This is a genomic window from Ruegeria sp. YTSC199 (genome assembly GCF_059609725.1).
This window is the reverse complement of record NZ_JBXWMF010000033.1, coordinates 40655-56032: the sequence shown is the minus strand read 5'-3', so window position 1 is coordinate 56032 and position 15378 is coordinate 40655. Positions and strand designations below refer to the sequence as shown.

The 15378-nt window shown below is 52.2% G+C and carries 17 protein-coding genes and 1 pseudogene; 10 read left to right on the top strand and 8 right to left on the bottom strand.

The window, feature by feature from the left end:
- The first annotated feature begins 85 nt into the window (after nt 1–85).
- Both AC2FEE_RS22530 and AC2FEE_RS22525 read left to right on the top strand, forming a co-directional pair.
- Nucleotides 86–949, top strand: a complete 864-nt coding sequence (locus tag AC2FEE_RS22530) for a TniB family NTP-binding protein (protein WP_496867656.1) — start codon at nt 86–88, stop codon at nt 947–949.
- Between the two features lie 7 nt (nt 950–956).
- A complete protein-coding gene (locus AC2FEE_RS22525) occupies nt 957–2786 on the top strand; it encodes a TniQ family protein (RefSeq protein WP_496867652.1) in 1830 nt (609 codons plus the stop codon).
- 276 nt (nt 2787–3062) lie between these two features.
- On the opposite strand, the gene AC2FEE_RS22520 is transcribed toward AC2FEE_RS22525, so the two are convergent.
- The gene (locus tag AC2FEE_RS22520) at nt 3063–3317 is read right to left on the bottom strand and encodes a hypothetical protein (RefSeq protein WP_496867651.1); all 255 of its coding nucleotides are present in this window, start codon (nt 3315–3317) and stop codon (nt 3063–3065) included.
- 282 nt (nt 3318–3599) lie between these two features.
- On the opposite strand from AC2FEE_RS22520, the gene AC2FEE_RS22515 reads away from it, so the two are divergent.
- Both AC2FEE_RS22515 and AC2FEE_RS22510 read left to right on the top strand, forming a co-directional pair.
- Nucleotides 3600–3806 (top strand): cold-shock protein, encoded by a 207-nt coding sequence (locus AC2FEE_RS22515; RefSeq protein WP_496867649.1) that lies wholly within the window; start codon nt 3600–3602, stop codon nt 3804–3806.
- Between the two features lie 72 nt (nt 3807–3878).
- Complete coding sequence (locus AC2FEE_RS22510; RefSeq protein WP_496867648.1) at nt 3879–4892, top strand: fatty acid desaturase; 1014 nt, start codon at nt 3879–3881, stop codon at nt 4890–4892.
- Here AC2FEE_RS22510 and AC2FEE_RS22505 read toward each other — a convergent pair.
- The 3 genes from AC2FEE_RS22505 to AC2FEE_RS22495 form a co-directional block, all read right to left on the bottom strand.
- Nucleotides 4884–5132 carry a ParB N-terminal domain-containing protein gene (locus AC2FEE_RS22505; RefSeq protein WP_496867647.1) on the bottom strand — a complete coding sequence of 83 codons (249 nt, stop codon included), beginning with the start codon at nt 5130–5132 and terminating at the stop codon, nt 4884–4886. The two genes, AC2FEE_RS22510 and AC2FEE_RS22505, sit on opposite strands and share 9 nt — an antisense overlap.
- Before the next feature lie 74 nt (nt 5133–5206).
- Nucleotides 5207–5896, bottom strand: coding sequence for a hypothetical protein (locus AC2FEE_RS22500; protein WP_496867645.1), 690 nt, complete (start codon nt 5894–5896; stop codon nt 5207–5209).
- Nucleotides 5897–8035: 2139 nt separating this feature from the next.
- On the bottom strand, nt 8036–8164 hold the full coding sequence (locus AC2FEE_RS22495) for a hypothetical protein (RefSeq protein WP_496867644.1): 129 nt from the start codon (nt 8162–8164) through the stop codon (nt 8036–8038).
- A gap of 78 nt (nt 8165–8242) precedes the next feature.
- Between AC2FEE_RS22495 and AC2FEE_RS22490 the strand changes: the two genes are divergently transcribed.
- Nucleotides 8243–8407: a hypothetical protein gene (locus tag AC2FEE_RS22490; protein WP_496867642.1), complete on the top strand. Its 165-nt coding sequence runs from the start codon at nt 8243–8245 to the stop codon at nt 8405–8407.
- A 12-nt stretch (nt 8408–8419) separates the two neighbouring features.
- A complete protein-coding gene (locus AC2FEE_RS22485; RefSeq protein WP_496867641.1) occupies nt 8420–8755 on the top strand; it encodes a hypothetical protein in 336 nt (111 codons plus the stop codon).
- 386 nt (nt 8756–9141) lie between these two features.
- Here the strand turns inward: AC2FEE_RS22485 and AC2FEE_RS22480 are convergent, their stop codons facing one another.
- On the bottom strand, nt 9142–10038 hold the full coding sequence (locus AC2FEE_RS22480) for a LysR family transcriptional regulator (protein ID WP_496867639.1): 897 nt from the start codon (nt 10036–10038) through the stop codon (nt 9142–9144).
- A 93-nt stretch (nt 10039–10131) separates the two neighbouring features.
- On the opposite strand from AC2FEE_RS22480, the gene AC2FEE_RS22475 reads away from it, so the two are divergent.
- A complete protein-coding gene (locus AC2FEE_RS22475) occupies nt 10132–10869 on the top strand; it encodes an SDR family oxidoreductase (RefSeq protein WP_496867638.1) in 738 nt (245 codons plus the stop codon).
- Nucleotides 10870–10880: 11 nt separating this feature from the next.
- Here AC2FEE_RS22475 and AC2FEE_RS22470 read toward each other — a convergent pair whose 3' ends face one another.
- Entirely contained in the window at nt 10881–11789 is a 909-nt protein-coding gene (locus AC2FEE_RS22470; protein ID WP_496867636.1) for an AraC family transcriptional regulator, read from the bottom strand.
- Between the two features lie 55 nt (nt 11790–11844).
- On the opposite strand from AC2FEE_RS22470, the gene AC2FEE_RS22465 reads away from it, so the two are divergent.
- Complete coding sequence (locus AC2FEE_RS22465; protein ID WP_496867634.1) at nt 11845–12633, top strand: SDR family oxidoreductase; 789 nt, start codon at nt 11845–11847, stop codon at nt 12631–12633.
- A 99-nt stretch (nt 12634–12732) separates the two neighbouring features.
- On the opposite strand, the gene AC2FEE_RS22460 is transcribed toward AC2FEE_RS22465, so the two are convergent.
- On the bottom strand, nt 12733–13122 hold the full coding sequence (locus AC2FEE_RS22460) for a DUF983 domain-containing protein (protein WP_496867632.1): 390 nt from the start codon (nt 13120–13122) through the stop codon (nt 12733–12735).
- Nucleotides 13123–13281: 159 nt separating this feature from the next.
- On the opposite strand from AC2FEE_RS22460, the pseudogene AC2FEE_RS22455 reads away from it, so the two are divergent.
- Together AC2FEE_RS22455 and AC2FEE_RS22450 are read left to right on the top strand one after the other, a co-directional pair.
- Nucleotides 13282–13503, top strand: a pseudogene (locus AC2FEE_RS22455) (GntR family transcriptional regulator); the annotation flags it as partial.
- A gap of 120 nt (nt 13504–13623) precedes the next feature.
- Nucleotides 13624–14652 carry an aminotransferase-like domain-containing protein gene (locus tag AC2FEE_RS22450; protein ID WP_496867654.1) on the top strand — a complete coding sequence of 343 codons (1029 nt, stop codon included), beginning with the start codon at nt 13624–13626 and terminating at the stop codon, nt 14650–14652.
- A 54-nt stretch (nt 14653–14706) separates the two neighbouring features.
- Here AC2FEE_RS22450 and AC2FEE_RS22445 read toward each other — a convergent pair whose 3' ends face one another.
- Complete coding sequence (locus AC2FEE_RS22445; protein ID WP_496867630.1) at nt 14707–15324, bottom strand: TetR/AcrR family transcriptional regulator; 618 nt, start codon at nt 15322–15324, stop codon at nt 14707–14709.
- Nucleotides 15325–15378 lie beyond the last annotated feature (54 nt).

Genomic DNA, 15378 nt, shown 5'->3' with positions numbered 1-15378 from the left:
CTGATGGTTACGATGAGCCTGAAATCCTCCGCTACGCAATCAACCTAGTCTGTTCCATGGGTGCTGATGGCAGACAGGCGCCCCTATTCCGGAACCGCTCCGGTTTACTGGAGACCTGGAAACACGGGGTGTTGCAATCATCGAGGCATCTGGCGGCGGTAAAACCACCGCTGTGAACCATGTGCTGTCCAATCATCCGGCACTAAAACCGCGATCTGGCGAGGATTGGCCTCGCTATATTCGCATCCAGGTGCCTAGTCCTGCTACTCTGAAAAGTCTTGGACGCGAGGTTCTAGCCGCAACAGGTTTAGCAGAGGTCTCCATGCGGCTGACGGGTTGGGAAATTTGGAAGCTTGTTCGGTACCGTCTAGCACTACTCGGCATTGTTGTTCTGTGGTTTGATGAGGCGCATGACATGTTCCTGTCTGGCTCTGCGCGTGAGATTGATGACATGTTGAAGATGCTGAAATCGTTAATGCAAAACGATTCCGCCGTCATTCCCGTCCTTAGTGGCACAGAACGCTTGTCAGAAATCACGAGCTACGACCCTCAGGTTAATCGGCGTTTCACAAAGGTCGTGCCTGCACCTCTTGTGGCGGGAAAAGATAACTCGGACTTGTTGGGTTTAATTGAGAGCTTTTGCGAGGTCGCTGGGTTGAAGCTGCTGAATGAAAGAGACCTCACTTGCCGCCTCATTTTTGCAAGTCGTCAGCGATTTGGGCGTGCAGTGGAGACGATCATTGACGCAATTGAGTGCGCAAGGGAAGAGGGTTCCGACGACCTAACACGATTGCACTTTGCCGAGGCTTGGGGAATGCGGGAAGGCTGTGATTGGAATAAGAACGTTTTTGTTCCCGACGATTGGGCCGTTTTGGAGTTGGACGCAGGTGCTGAGGAATTCGAAGCACGGCGTTCGGAACGTCAAGCCCGCCAGATTAGCAAACGGTGAGTCGTCCATGAAACCACTATTGCCTCCCCTGAGAGATGAGAGCCTTTTGTCTTGGGTCAATCGATTTGCTTTATTTCACTGTGGGGTTTCCGCAGAAGAGTTTTGCAGGGTGATCGGCTTACCGCAGCAGGAACTGATGATTGGTCGGCAGCGCGCGTTTTTCAAACTTGCGGTAGTTTTTGGTGTTCCTGTTGAACAGCTAAGAGCGCGATCTCATTATCCAGTGTCCAGTCGCGTCTACGGTTATCGCAGCGAGAACTTCTTTCAGGAATTTCTCTTAAGAAACAGGCAAACTTTCTGCCCGGCTTGCTTACTTTCGGACATTGAAACCAACCGAGACGGATTGAGAGTTGGCGCAGCACGCATCAATTGGACATTTAGCCCGGTTCGAACCTGTCGATATCATAACGTGCCTTTGGTTCGAGCGCGTAAGGCAACAAGCAATGGTGCGAAGATCGACACTTCGTACTTGAAACCTAACATTGCGGATCTTGAGGACATCCTGGCGCTTTCAAAAACTCGAAGACCTTCTGAACTTCAAGTCTATGTGGAGAAACGGTTGGAAGGTCATATGGTATCGAGCTGGATGGATAGCCAGCCGATTGATCTGGCGAGCCGTTCTACCGAGATGCTTGGGGCATGCGTTGAGTTTGGGGCTCATACCGCGCTTTCGAAGCTAAACGAAGAAAACTGGGATCACGCCGCTAAGGTAGGTTACGAGTTCACATCGAGGGGCGAGGAGGGAATTAGAGAAGGCCTGAGATACCTATTGAATAACTCTGAAAAGAACCAGTCGCAGTCCGGGCCGCAGGGAACATTCGGTGGACTTTTTCACTGGGCCCAGGCCGACCGTGGTGTTAAGCACATCGGACCTTTCAAAGAGGTTTTTCGGGAGTTCATTTTGGACAACGTCCGAGTAGAGCCAGGTACGTTGCTATTTGGCTCAGTGGTAGATCAAGCGAGGGTTCACTCAGTAGCGTCGCTCGCCAGAAAGTATGCTCTGCATCCGAAAACAGTTAGGAGTGCTTTGACAAAATCCGGACTACTTCGCGGCTCAAACGACCACGATTCAATGCGTCAAACCGCTCGCGTCCTGCAAGCTGAGAAATTGATCAAAAAATTGGTCCGAGCTGTGCCTGTATCAAAAATTCCGGACTACATCGACTGCACGAGGGCGCAGGCGCAGCACCTGTTGAAAGCAGGGATTCTTAAGCCGGTTGTAGATGATGAAAAGAAATTCAGCGGTCGCCACAAAGGTGTCGATTCCGATGATCTCGACCGCCTACTGAAACAGATGCGCAAAAATGGAAAGCATGTCGTGAATGCTGGTTTGGGAATGGCGAATGTTGGAGACGCCGCCGACGCTCTTCATGTTCCAACAACAGACATCGTCTCGTTGCTTTTGAAGGGTGGGCTCGAAAACGTCGAGCTTCTTCCTGAACTTTTCAAGTTTCGTTCGGTTCTCGTTGACTTAACTGAGGTATCGTTCAAGCTTGGTTTGCAAGATGGCGAGACTGGGGTGACGATTTCCGATACCGCCCGAGAACTTGGTGTTCACTTGGATGTTGTACGGTTTTTATTGAGCGCCAACGTTGTTCCTGGCTGCCGCGGGCCAGAAAGCTGTGGCCGGTACCGCCACATGGGCAAAATGTGCGATCTGGTAGATCCGGGCAGTCTCGACAAATTTAAGAACCGCTTTCGAAAGCTGTCGCAGATCGAAGGATACTGGGTGAGAGATCCGGAACGGCTCAGATCAAAGTTGGCTGAAAGAGGAATCAGACCAGCATGGGATCCGGCTATCGCTGGCGCTGAGTTTTACCGGGTCTCCGACCTTTAGTTAGAACAAAACTTCAAAAAAAGCCGCTCAAACGAGCGGCTTTTTTTGTTTCTGGCGACTTTTTTGCTGGGTGCCAATGACCTTGTTTTTTGGGTAAACATTCCGCCGTTCTTGGTGTTGGTTTCAAGTTGGGCGTTGAAAACAAGGATATTTTTTTTGACTTTGGGTCTCAATTGCTTGGCGCATCACAAATTGATGAATCGCCAGGCAATACGAACCCATTTCGGTGGTTTTGGCGCCCATAAGCAAGGTCATTAGCGCCCACAATTCGTAAATCTAAGGTTCAACTAGGAAAAAAGGCGCCGGGTCGTTGATCTCCGGCGCCTTGATTTTTGTCAGTGCGAGTTTGGAAGCGCACGCCGAAATCTCAAGGGGATTGATGGCAACAAGCGTCAGCAAGCGATGAAAACCGCGACTGCCGCCGATGTTTAATTCGCGCAGAAAACGAACTTTGCAAAGTTTGGTGACGGCACCAAAACAGACGCTTATCGCTGTCTCGGATGTAGCAGGACAGACTCTAGAAACGGTCATTAGTCTTCTGTGCTGCTGACCCAAGCCGCCTTCAGGTTTGGAGCGCAGAGCAACAGCTTCATCTCTATTAGACCGGTTCTAAGCCAGACAGGCTCAAATTCTCTGTTGTCCTCCACATCATCAAGGCTTGTATCGCGCGTGCTCGAAGTCCATATACACAAGGCTTACGTTTTTCTTTTTCGACCTGCTGTCTCCTCAATTCGGCGTTCAGTCCTTCGATTCAGACCGACCACGCCGAGTCGCCGCAATAATGCGGGCGGCAAATTTTTGGAGGCCTCCACAATGGCAAATGGCACAGTAAAATGGTTCAACTCGACCAAAGGTTTTGGCTTTATCGAGCCTGAAGACGGCAAGCGCGATGTGTTCGTGCATATCTCAGCACTTGAACGTTCCGGCATCAGCGAATTGAAAGACGGTCAGAAGGTCACTTTTGACGTCGAATCTGGCCGTGACGGACGCGACAGCGCCGCCAATCTTGCTTTGGCCTGACCTCTTTCGGGCACCCTTTCGGGGTGCCCGTTTGCACAATGGGTTACTATAAGCCGTTGGAGAACATGTAAGTTGCAACCAAAAGACTGGACGCGGGTGCTCGCGCAATACCGTGTGGCCGATGCGAAGCGCAGTATTTTTGAAATTGCGATCACTGTTTTCCCCTTTTTCGCGCTATGGGCCCTAGCGTGGTTTGCGTTATCTTTTAGTGTCTGGATCGCAATACTACTGGCCATCCTGAATGCGGCATTTCTGGTCCGTATCTTCATCATTATGCATGATTGTGGTCATGGATCTTTCTTTAGAAACCGAACCGTTTGCAATTGGACTGGTCGGGTTATGGGTGTTCTTGCCCTAACACCCTATGACGTTTGGCGGCAAAGCCACGCGATTCATCACTCCTCAACCGGCAACCTTGATCGGCGCGGTATGGGTGACATCCCTACATTGACCGTCGAGGAATACCAGAATCGGAATTGGCTCGGGCGTGCCACCTATCGTCTGATCCGAAATCCCATCTTCCTGTTCGGTTTCGTGCCGATTTATACGTTCTTTCTTCAAAACCGCTTACCTGTTGGCTTCATGCGGTCAGGTTGGCTTTATTGGGCAAGCGCGATGGGAACAAACGCCGCGATTGCAGGGTTATTGGCTCTGGTTTTTTGGGCCGGAGGCTTTGAGGTGTTGGCGTATGTTTTCCTGCCAACCATGATTGTCGCATCGTCGATTGGTATTTGGCTTTTCTACATTCAACACCAGTTTGAACACACGACTTGGGAGTGGGAAGAGGGGTGGAACCTTCAGAACGCCGCATTCTATGGTAGTTCTCACTATGCCTTGCCCGGCATCCTGCGGTGGTTCTCTGCCAATATTGGTGTGCACCATGTTCACCACCTTGCCAGCCGAATACCATTTTATCGGCTAAACGAGGTTTTGCGTGACCATTCTGAGTTGGAAAACTGCCAGCGTATTACTCTGTTTGAGAGCTTTAATTGTGCACGATTGCATCTTTGGGACGAAAAAAGTCAGCGCCTACTGACATTTTCCGAGGCTTTGTCGAACGCCAGCTCCAACAAGTATTCAGTGTAGTCTGGCGCGCACCAGATAAGCTTCGACAGTATCGCCGCCAAGGGCGCGAATGGCTTCCAGTCGATGAAGACCTTCAATCAGCACAAACCTCTTGTTGTCCGCGCGTATTTGGATCGGGGTCTTCTGGCCGTTCTTGAGGATATCTTCGGCCATCGTTAGAACTTTTTGCTGATCAAGTGTTTTTGCCCGTTTCACAGGCACATAGATCAATTCGAGCGGATAGGGTTTTTTCTCCAACATGAGCTACGTGTGCAACCTTTCGTACTTTTGTTCCGGTTCGGAGTTCACTTCAAAAGCAGGCGCTGGATCGCACGTCATAGAAGCGAACGAACGGCGTCGCGCAGTTCCTGATGCATGATCCAAGTTGCTGGTTCGTCGTCACTTTCGATGTGAGAAAATGCCAGGACCTTCTCAGCGCCATCATTCTGTGCCGATCCGGGTTCGGGAAGTTCGAGATCCAGATATTCTGCGATCAATAGCCCGATTTTCTTGAAGACCTTGATGGACGCCTCGCGCGATTTGTAACCGGCCGCCTGAGACAAGTGACCAATGGTCAGACCTTCCTTGCCTGCGATTGTAAGTGCTTTTAGCATTGTGACCTGCGCAGGGGTGAGCCTGATCTGGCGCAATGCCTCGGCATACTCTCTTTCACTGGGAACAAAGGTGCCGGAGCTTCCCTCCAAACGACGTTGGCCGCTACGTTTCCTGTCTCGTTCTTCGAGAATGTTTTTTAAGGCTTCAATGGCCAATGCTGGTGTTTCGCCAACTGCGTCGGCAATCATTGCCTGCGTTTTAGCTGGTGGTTTGGGGAATGCGCGCGCAACGCTGTTGCCGCTCAAAATGCCAGCCTTAATCAAGTACTTTCCAAATTCTTCTTCGACCACTCCTGATACGTCAGCGTTCCGTGACTTGCGAACACTGCGGTCCTGAAATGCTCTTTGTTCCAGACCACGACCTGACATCTTTGAGTCGTTAAGGGTTACTTGAGGGGCATTTTTACGCATCAGAGAAACACCACTACAATTGCCGCAGTAACAAACACCGCTAACGCGATAAAAATCTTTATTCTGTAGGTCCAGCGGTGAGCCGTTTCGGCGTTGAGCCTTTTGCCCAAGTTTTCGTCAATAGAATTATGGTTCACGAGCTATTCCTTCCAGCTATGTCATGCGGTGTTGAATTCCATCAACCTATTGTCGCGGCAAACTTTAGGTGCATTTATCGTTCTGTCGTGTGAAAGGCTGATTGCATTCCCAGCCGTCGCCCCTTCGATTCAAATGAGCGTTTGAAGGGACGCGGATCGCAACACAACTGTCCTGGTATTCGCGAAATCCACGCTCACATTTCCATCCGGAATAGGTGTCAGACGAAAGATATGCGTGATCAGGAACGGCTACAGGCTCGCAGGCACTTTGCACTGCCCTGAAGCCTCTTAAGCAAGTCCATCCGACCGCGCTAGTTTTGTCAGTCAAACGACCGTTTGTCGGGACATCTATTGCAACGCAATCTTGGCTATCCTTACGAAAACCCCAGTTGCAGTGTACTTCCTGAACACCAAACCGTGTTTCGATGTAGCCGTTTTCCGGTTCAATCAGTTCTTCGCATTCTTCTCCGGCTCGTCGGAAGAGCCGTTTGCACTCCCATCGATCTCCGGTTGATGCAAGATAGGCATTTTCCGGAACTCTTACTTTCACACAAAGTTCTCTGACATGCCGAAAACCATGACTGCATTCCCAGCCTCTGCCATAAGAACTGCCCGTCAAATATGCATTTTCGGGTACGTCTGTTCTTTGACACGATCCGTTCTTTTTTTCGAAACCTTCGTCACAAACTGATCCTTCGGCATTACCTGCGACTTGAGCAGGAAGTTGCGTTCCTGAAAGCAATACTAAGAGTGTCGGGACCAAACAAACAGCGCTGCGCCAAAACACGATGAATGACATATTGAAGCGGTGCCTGGCGCCTGATCTATAGGGCATCAAGTACGCTATTTATGAGCGAGGTGTTGTTCATACGGCGCCTTCTTTCCTGGGTCTCACGATGATTGGGGCTTGTCAGATGACAGGTGCGAATGCTTGCGAGGAACGAGCTCATCACGAAGGCCCCAGCGAAACCCGTTCCTATGCTGGGGCACATGCTACAATTAGTCTGAAGGCCATTGGATCATCGAAGCCGGCAGCATCGCGGCGACGAGTAGTTTTCACCAATGCACTTTTGTCGTTCTTAGCCAGCATAGAGTCAAGGAAGTTTCCCTCTTCGCAACGCTAGCGCAGCTAAGGCAGATAGTTTTCGAGACAGCTGGTGAACAAATGGCTTGGTAAAAAACCGTAAGGAAATACTCAGCGTTATTCTGCCACTGGAGCGATTTCAGGTCGAACCACCAGAAAATGGCAACTTAGTTCTATGTTCCTTTTGTTGGGTCTGAGTGCAGTGAAAGTGCACAATAAGATCAGTGCTTTTCTTTACTATAAATGACCGCTCTGACAAACCAGTTGCAACGCAGCGATGTTTTTGCTGCTACTCCGCAGGCACCCGCCGCGCGAGCGACAGGCAGCTCTGTCCGCATATTGGACGCTATAAAGCTTGGTTGAGAAGGTCTGATTTGGGCTGCGACCAGTCATTGATGTCCAAAGCGGGCATTGGCTAGCCGGTCTCCCTTGTAAATGCGGCATGTCTTTCGTCAGCCTTATCTACCTGATCGGATCATCCCGGTTGTGCCTACAGCGCACGTTTGAGGGAGGCAGATTTGGCGTCATTGAACTTCGAACGACAAACGGTTTTTACACATAACTCTGGGCCATCGCATTGAAGGCAAAATGCAGTTTCGGTGCTTCATTCGCGTGTGCTTACAATCACCGGTAACAGTTAAAGCAACTCATTCTCTAGGTTAGCAACACAGTTTGCATCGCCGGAAACAACGCGCGCCAGTGCCTCTTGGAAAAGGCCATCAATAGCAGCGTAAATCACTCGGGATGAGAGAAATGGGGAACCGTTCTTCAGAATCGAATAGCGCTCAACAAACCGCCAAATCATGTCCTCTAGGTCACGGTCGATTTGCTACACGTGTTTCTGAAGAACATCGTCAAACAGCGCTTGTGAACGGAGATCGTACCAAAGGCGGTGTAGCGTCGGTGGAAATCGACAACTCACCAGCCAATACCTGGACGGTAGACATCTTCAATGAGATGAGCGCCTTCATCTTGTCGCTTTAAGGCGACCGGGAAACTAAGGCGGTAGCCTTCAAGTCCGCAAACCCGCATTTCTTTGTTGCTCATCTTGATCTGAACACGATCAACGGCACTCCTGGCGGTCAGGGGGGGATCATCGAAATTGGCCTTATCGTCAACAACATCATGGCCATGAAGCAAGTGTCTGTTGCTGTTGTAGACGAGATCGCTCGCGGAGGCGGAAACGAGTTCATTGTGGCTCGCGACTTCGCTTACGGCACAGAGAAAGCTGCCTTTGCCCAGCCGGAAATCGGTGTCAACATTCCGACGGGCGGGCAGGGTGCAGTGTAATCTGCTATGCGTATGGGGAAGAACAACGCGCTGCAGTCCCTGCTGACAGGTGCAGACCTTACCTCCGAAGAAGCAGAGGCGGAGACTTTCCTTGAAGCAGTTCTTGGTGCGATCCGGAATTTAGCGCTGCGAGACATCATGATGTCAAAGGAGATTGTTGCAGTGTCTGTCAGGGATGAAGCCGCAGGTGCAGAGCTAGAGCTTCGCCACTTCCTGGAACGAGCCAGAGAAGACAAAACCCAAGCGATCATCGCAGCCTTTCTGACACACGGTAGGCAAATTGAGTGTGAAGCGACGGATTTCGAGGGAGTTTTTGCTGATACTGCCGCTGAATTGTCTGGCTATTAAAGTATCTATCGGCCGCTTATCAGGTGCAAATGGATCATGGATGCCCCCACGATCAAACCTGCGCTTCATCCCGCAGTTTCTAGGTTGGCGCAATCCCGCAGCTATCAGCACCTGTGTCGGAGCCAATCTGAGGAGGGAAGGGGAAGTTCAAAAAATGGTTGGGCACAAGGCCATCGCCTTAGCAAAACAAGTTGCACCTGCGGCGAATGTCCGGAAGGTCGCGCTTTTCGGGAAATCCAAAGTCTACTTGTGAGTATTTGCTTAGGGCTGTTTCCGGACGACGGTTGACTTCACCCTTCTCGGTCAACTGGTTCGATGGAAATGATAAGATCACTCGAAGTTTCCACAGACAATTGTTCACGAGTAAATTGGACATCGACATTGGGTTAAAATGCGGCCTCATCGAAAACGCTGACAACCCAATCCAAGAAAACCCGAACACGCGGCGAGAGTTGTCGGTTTTGCGGATAAAAGGCCGCCAACGGAGTGGGCGACGGCGGTGCATCTGGTAAGACCTCCACAAGCCTCCCATCCTCCAAGTCATCCATAAATCGATACTTTGGCGCTTGCGCAATCCCGAACCCGCCTCGAGCCAAATGGTGCACGGTGTCAGCGTCGTTTGCGGTGACCAACGCAGGTAACGTTACTTCGTTAAACTGGTCTCTGATCTTGAACTCAAGCGGCAATGCGGTGCCGGTGCGGGAAGACACAAAGCCAACCATCTGATGACCACTCAAATCGTCAACCGACGTCGGAGTGCCAAACTTTGCAAGGTACTCTGGACTCGCACAGGTGATTTCGGGGAGATCGGCCAGGTGCCGTGTGATCATACCACTGTCATCGGGAATGCCTGCACGGATGACACAATCAACGCCTTCGCGCACCAGATCAACAAGGCGCTCTGTCTGACCGAGCTGAAGGGTTATTTTGGGGTGCTTAGCGAGAAAACCAGCCAAGTGGGGCAGTAGAAAAACCCGCGTTAGAGTGCCGGGCGCGTCGATGCGCAGCAGACCTGACGGCTCGTGCCCGCGCAATGCACCTTCTGCTTCTTCCAGATCAGCCAAAATGGACGCGCATCTTTGGTAATAGGCTTGCCCATCTTGGGTTGGAGCCACGTGGCGCGTCGTGCGATCCAGCAGTCGGCTACCCAAGTCACGCTCTAGCCTTTGGATTGCTTCACTTGCGGTAGACCGTGGAATGTTCAGGTCAGCAGCTGCTTTTGTGAAGCTCCCGCGTTCCAGTACACGAACAAAAAGGCGTATGGTTTTTAGTTTATCGATCATTGTTCGCTTTTACCGAATTTTTATTCCAACTAAACGTACATTATCTGATCTGCCTTCCTGTTTATCTTCGCTGGAAACAGAACGGAGAGTGACATGGTACACGGACAAAGAACTGCAATTGTGACGGGCGCCAGCAAGGGGATTGGTGCAGCTATAGCGCTCCGCCTGGCTCAAGATGGCCATGCAATCATTGCCAATTATGCGAGTGACGAGACCGGGGCTGGTCAGGTCGTGGGCACAGTTAAAAATGCTGGCGGCCAGGCAATCGCGGTTCAGGGTGACATTTCAGAAGCATCCTGCATGCCACGGTTGTTCGATGTTGCAGAACAAGAATTCGGCTCTGTCGATGTTCTGGTCAACAACGCGGGTATTATGCGCCTGAGTGCAATTGCATCCACATCTGATGCTGATTTCCAAGCGCACTGCACAGTTAACATTGGCGGTGTCTTTCGCGGTATGCGTGAGGCAGCGAACCGCATGAACGAAGGTGGCGCGATTGTCAGCCTGTCCTCCAGTGTTGTCGGTCTCTATCAGCCGACATACGGGGTCTATGCAGCGACAAAAGCTGCGGTGGAAGCGATGACCCATGTGCTCGCCAAGGAGCTGGGCTCACGTGGCATCACCGTGAATGCCGTCGCGCCTGGGCCGGTCGGGACCGACCTGTTCATTGCTGGCAAACCCGACGGTGTGATCGAGAACATCAAAAAGATGAACCCGTTTGGCCGACTAGGAACGCCTGAAGACATCGCAGCCGCAGTTTCGGTTCTGGCCGGGCCCGATGGTCGCTGGATCAGTGGTCAAACATTGCGGGCCAACGGCGGCGTTATCTGAGAAGCTTAACCCTAAGCTTCCAGCAAAACTGCCTTTGAGTAACGCGCGGGAGGGCATCCAGCATGGCGGGAAAACGCCGTACTGAAGGCACTGGACGACCCGTATCCGGTCTGGGCAGAGATTTCGGCAATACTCAGATCGCCCGCCCGAAGCATGTGTTTTGCCAGTGTCATCCGCCAGTTCTGCAAGTAGCTCATTGGGGGCATTCCCATAAGCCCTTCAAACCGGGTGAAGAACGCAGAACGAGAAAGCCCGGCTTCGGCAGCGAGTGCTTGAACAGTCCATCTCTGAGCGGGAGCAGAGTGCATGGCACGCAAGCTGGGGCCAACTCTTGTATCTGCCAATCCGCGCAAAAGGCCAGCCGTCGGGGCTGTGTCAGCGCCAGATCGGAAGGCCTCAATCAGCAGGACTTGCAACAGGTTCTCGACGATCACATCTCGCGCCGGTCTGTTTGCGCGGGCCTCATCACGAACAAGACCCGTCAGCGCAGCCAACCGACCCTCACCGCGAATAAAGATCAGATCAGGCAGTAGCGAGATTAAGAGATCAGCGTCCGGGCTGGCAAAAGTGCAATGCCCTACGAGTTGTTGGACCACCGGTTCCGCATCAGTCGAACCAAGCCTGAATACTCCGTCTTCGCCTTCTAAGGGATAGTTGACCAGATCATCGGGCGGTGGCGGATCAACGCTTGAGAAGGTGAAGGATTTGACGGCAGGGATCAGGACAAAGTCGCCCGCATGTAAAACCAAAGGCTCCTTCCCTTCGACCTTCAGGCATGCACGTCCAGTAAGAAGGGAACAGTAGAAGGCTTCATTTACATCATCACGATGGACCCGAAACGGCCCCGATGCATGCACCAGTTTTGAATAGGATGCTTTGGGTTGAAGGAGGGAGATGATTTCAGAGAAAGGATCCGCCATTTTGGACCTTTGATAACAAGAATTGGACTATTGATTATATAAAATACTGCCGAAGATGTTTACTTTCAAGACATCACCAACAGGAGACAACGCCATGAATACCGTCATGATCACGGGATGCTCGTCGGGATTTGGACTTGAGACCGCGCGCTTCTTCCTCGAACAAGGATGGTCGGTTATCGCAACAATGCGAAAGCCGGATGCAACACTTTTACCCGCCTCGGATCGATTGACGATCCTGCCACTGGATATTTCGGACAGTCAGAGCATTGCAAAGGCTGTGAAAGCAGCGGGCCCCATCGGCGCTTTGGTAAACAATGCGGGCGTAGGCTGGCTTTCCCCTTTTGAGGGCACATCAGAAGATCACGTGCGCCGGATTTTTGAGACCAACGTGTTCGGCACCATGGAAGTGGTCCGTGCCGTGCTGCCGCAAATGCGCGACAAGGGCGCAGGCGTGATCGTCAACGTCTCCTCAAGCGTCACTCTCAAGCCACTGCCACTTGCACCGGTCTATACAGCCAGCAAAGCCGCCATTAACGCCTTTACGGAATGCCTGGCGCTTGAGCTCGCGCCTCTCGGCATCCGAACACACATCGTTTTGCCTGGCCAGGCCCCGACAACCAGTTTCGGCAAGAATGCGATGTCTCTGATGGCAGAGTCCAACGAAACACCAGAAGACTACAAGTCATTTGTCGATCAGATCATGGGCGCATTCATGAACGCAGAAGGAAAAGAATTCACCCTGGCAGAAGATGTCGTTCAGGCAATCTGGAAAGCCGTGACGGACAGCACCTGCTCACTGCGGCTCCCTGCTGGAAAGGATTCGGTCGCTCTGGCGGCCTAGTTTCCCAATAACCAATAACTTCTATAAACAAGACTGGCCGACTTATTGGGGTCGGCCATTTTTAGTTGTTGGGTAGAACAATTTAAAGGTGTTCAGCCCCTAAAATCCATGCATGCGCTTGGCCCACTGATAACCGACAATCAAGCCCTTCATTACCGGCAGGAGAGCCAAGGCACCGGCGACTGCAATCACCGACATGCTGATCGCCAGCACCCACGGTTCTGGCCTCCATGTGACCCAGGCGATGTGCAGCGCGAACCCCATTAGGTGCCCTATGATAAGGATCGTAAGATAGGCCGGTCCATCATCCGCCCGTTGGCAACTCAGGTCCAAGCCGCAATTCGAGCATTCATCGTTCACCTTGATGTAGCTATGCAGCAACTTGCCTTCCCCGCATCGGGGGCATTTCAGGCGCATACCATTGAGGATCGCAGGCTTGATCGGACGATCTTCGCTGTCACCGTGGCCGTCGCATGTAAGTTCGGACATCCTTGATCTCCTCTTGTTGCGCCTCAAATAACGCAACGCTGAACAAAATGCAATCAATGTGCAATCAATTTAATCCAAAATGAGATACTACGTTGAAAAGATGCTTATAAATGTGCAAATATACCTGCATCAATCCGCTACAATGACTGGAATCCACGCTTGAAGACCTGGGCACCGAATCTGAGCGACAATGGCAAACCGCTCTATATTCAAATCGCTGATGCGATCAGACACGATGTCGAGTCGGGTGTTCTTGACGCAGGCGACCGCCTTCCGCCTCAGCGCAGCGTTGCCAAAATGGTCGGCTTGGATTTCACAACCGTGTCGCGCGGTTTTTCAGAAGCTGCAAAGCGGGGGTATATCGACACATTTGTCGGTCGAGGTTCGTTTGTCCGGCAACCAGAGGAAACGACGGAAAGAGCGGACCCCAGACGCGCGCTTGAAGAAGACCCGAATATGAATATGCCGCCAGAGCCAGATGATCCGGCCCTGGTCGCCCGCATGGAGCAGGGTCTTACCCATGTTGCGGCGAACCTTGTTCCCCTGCTCCGCTATCAGTCCGTTATCGGCAGCCGACAAGACCGGGAGACTGCAGCCCGTTGGATGGGTATTAACGGTATCGAAGTGACAGCAGACCAATTGGCAATCACGCCTGGGGCGCATTCCAGCCTGCTGTCGGTCCTGACATTGCTCTCCAAGCCCGGACAGACAGTATTAAGCGAATGCGTGACCTACCCAGGTATTCGCGCAATCGCGAGCCAACTCGGCATCCAACTTGTCGGAGTGAGGTCAGATAGTAGTGGAATACTCCCAGAGGAATTGGACGCGTGCATTCGGGAACATACGCCATCGGCGCTTTACCTGAACCCGACACTGCAAAACCCCCTGACGCTTACGATACCCAAGGGTCGGCGTCAGCAAATCGCGTCCGTATTGCAAAAACACGGTTTGCCGTTGGTCGAGGATGACGCCAATCGATTTGTTGCCTCAGATGTACCCCCACCAATTTCGCAACAGATTCCGGAATTGGGATGGTACATCGCAGGTCTTTCCAAATGCCTGGGCGCCGGGTTGAGGCTGGCACTCACCGTCGTCCCGTCAGGCTTGTCGAAAAGCCACTTCACTCGGGTGCTGCAAGCATCGAATGTCATGGCTTCGCCTATCACGACGGCGCTGATGTGCCGATGGATTGAGGACGGAACCGCGACGGCAGTCCAGAGCTTCGTTCGCAAGGAAGCAAGACGTCGCCAAAACCTGGCGGTTGAGAAACTGCGGAGTCTGACCTTCAAGGGCAGCAGAGAGGCCTTCAATATATGGCTGACATTACCTCCGGATTGCAGCCGGGCAGAGGTGATAAGTCTTATGGCCAATCGTCAAGTCGGAATCATGCCAAGCAACGCCTTTACTGTGACAGGCTCGCCTGATGAAGCGGTCAGGGTTTGCCTTGGCGGGCCGATTTCATTCACTCAATTGGCCGAAGACCTCGAAGCGCTCAACTACGCGATCACAGACCAAAACTGGATTCCATGAGATAGACGTGATTTCGCTTTGAGTGCTGAGCAATGCTCAAACGAAGTCAGGTGTTCACTTCGAAACGTCAAGAACAATTCCTGAGAACCTTTTTATATCAGAGGGGGCAATTGAACGGTGCTGAACAATGACGTGCCAATAGAGCGGTGCGATAAGCATATCCAGAACCATCTGCCGATCGATGTCTTCTGAAAGCTCGCCCCGCTCAACTGCCCTATCCAGCATGACCATGGCTTGGGCCCGACGATCACGCGTCACAGTCTCCAGCAGTTCCGCAAGCTCATCTGAACGAGCGTGCTCTGCATGAAGATCCGGAAGGATACGTCGCACGAGCGGGTGCCGCAGAGTTGCGGCCATCCGGCGCAACAGCATGGCAACGTCGCTCGCAAAGGACCCGGTGTCCGGAATTGGCGTGATGCTTGTTGCTGTTGATTTCACCGCTTCGGTCACCAGTTCAAACTTGGATTTGCTCCGCCGATAGAGCGCCGCCTTCCCGACACCCGCACGAGCCGCGATGCGCTCCATGCGAAGAGCAGAATACCCCGTTTCCGCCCATTCCTCGAACAGGGCGCGTTGGATGGCTTCCGTTACCGTGTCTTGCAAAACGGCGGCCCCGGCCGGCTTTCGGCGCGGCCGATCAATATTTTTTACGTCGGAACTATTGCGTTCCATCGTGATTCTCCCCTATATAGGTCGAAACGGTACCGTTCCGTCGCATTCTGAAGC

Excerpts from the sequence above, each read along its gene's own strand:
- AC2FEE_RS22480 (WP_496867639.1), bottom strand. The coding sequence starts at position 10,038 with ATGATCGATAAACTAAAAACCATACGCCTTTTTGTTCGTGTACTGGAA.
- AC2FEE_RS22495 (WP_496867644.1), bottom strand. The coding sequence starts at position 8,164 with ATGAGCAACAAAGAAATGCGGGTTTGCGGACTTGAAGGCTACCGCCTT.
- AC2FEE_RS22485 (WP_496867641.1), top strand. The coding sequence starts at position 8,420 with ATGGGGAAGAACAACGCGCTGCAGTCCCTGCTGACAGGTGCAGACCTT.
- AC2FEE_RS22500 (WP_496867645.1), bottom strand. The coding sequence starts at position 5,896 with ATGCGTAAAAATGCCCCTCAAGTAACCCTTAACGACTCAAAGATGTCA.
- AC2FEE_RS22505 (WP_496867647.1), bottom strand. The coding sequence starts at position 5,132 with ATGTTGGAGAAAAAACCCTATCCGCTCGAATTGATCTATGTGCCTGTG.
- AC2FEE_RS22445 (WP_496867630.1), bottom strand. The coding sequence starts at position 15,324 with ATGGAACGCAATAGTTCCGACGTAAAAAATATTGATCGGCCGCGCCGA.
- AC2FEE_RS22460 (WP_496867632.1), bottom strand. The coding sequence starts at position 13,122 with ATGTCCGAACTTACATGCGACGGCCACGGTGACAGCGAAGATCGTCCG.
- AC2FEE_RS22470 (WP_496867636.1), bottom strand. The coding sequence starts at position 11,789 with ATGGCGGATCCTTTCTCTGAAATCATCTCCCTCCTTCAACCCAAAGCA.
- AC2FEE_RS22450 (WP_496867654.1), top strand. The coding sequence starts at position 13,624 with ATGGAGCAGGGTCTTACCCATGTTGCGGCGAACCTTGTTCCCCTGCTC.
- AC2FEE_RS22465 (WP_496867634.1), top strand. The coding sequence starts at position 11,845 with ATGTTTACTTTCAAGACATCACCAACAGGAGACAACGCCATGAATACC.
- AC2FEE_RS22520 (WP_496867651.1), bottom strand. The coding sequence starts at position 3,317 with ATGACCGTTTCTAGAGTCTGTCCTGCTACATCCGAGACAGCGATAAGC.
- AC2FEE_RS22515 (WP_496867649.1), top strand. The coding sequence starts at position 3,600 with ATGGCAAATGGCACAGTAAAATGGTTCAACTCGACCAAAGGTTTTGGC.
- AC2FEE_RS22525 (WP_496867652.1), top strand. The coding sequence starts at position 957 with ATGAAACCACTATTGCCTCCCCTGAGAGATGAGAGCCTTTTGTCTTGG.
- AC2FEE_RS22490 (WP_496867642.1), top strand. The coding sequence starts at position 8,243 with ATGGCCATGAAGCAAGTGTCTGTTGCTGTTGTAGACGAGATCGCTCGC.
- AC2FEE_RS22475 (WP_496867638.1), top strand. The coding sequence starts at position 10,132 with ATGGTACACGGACAAAGAACTGCAATTGTGACGGGCGCCAGCAAGGGG.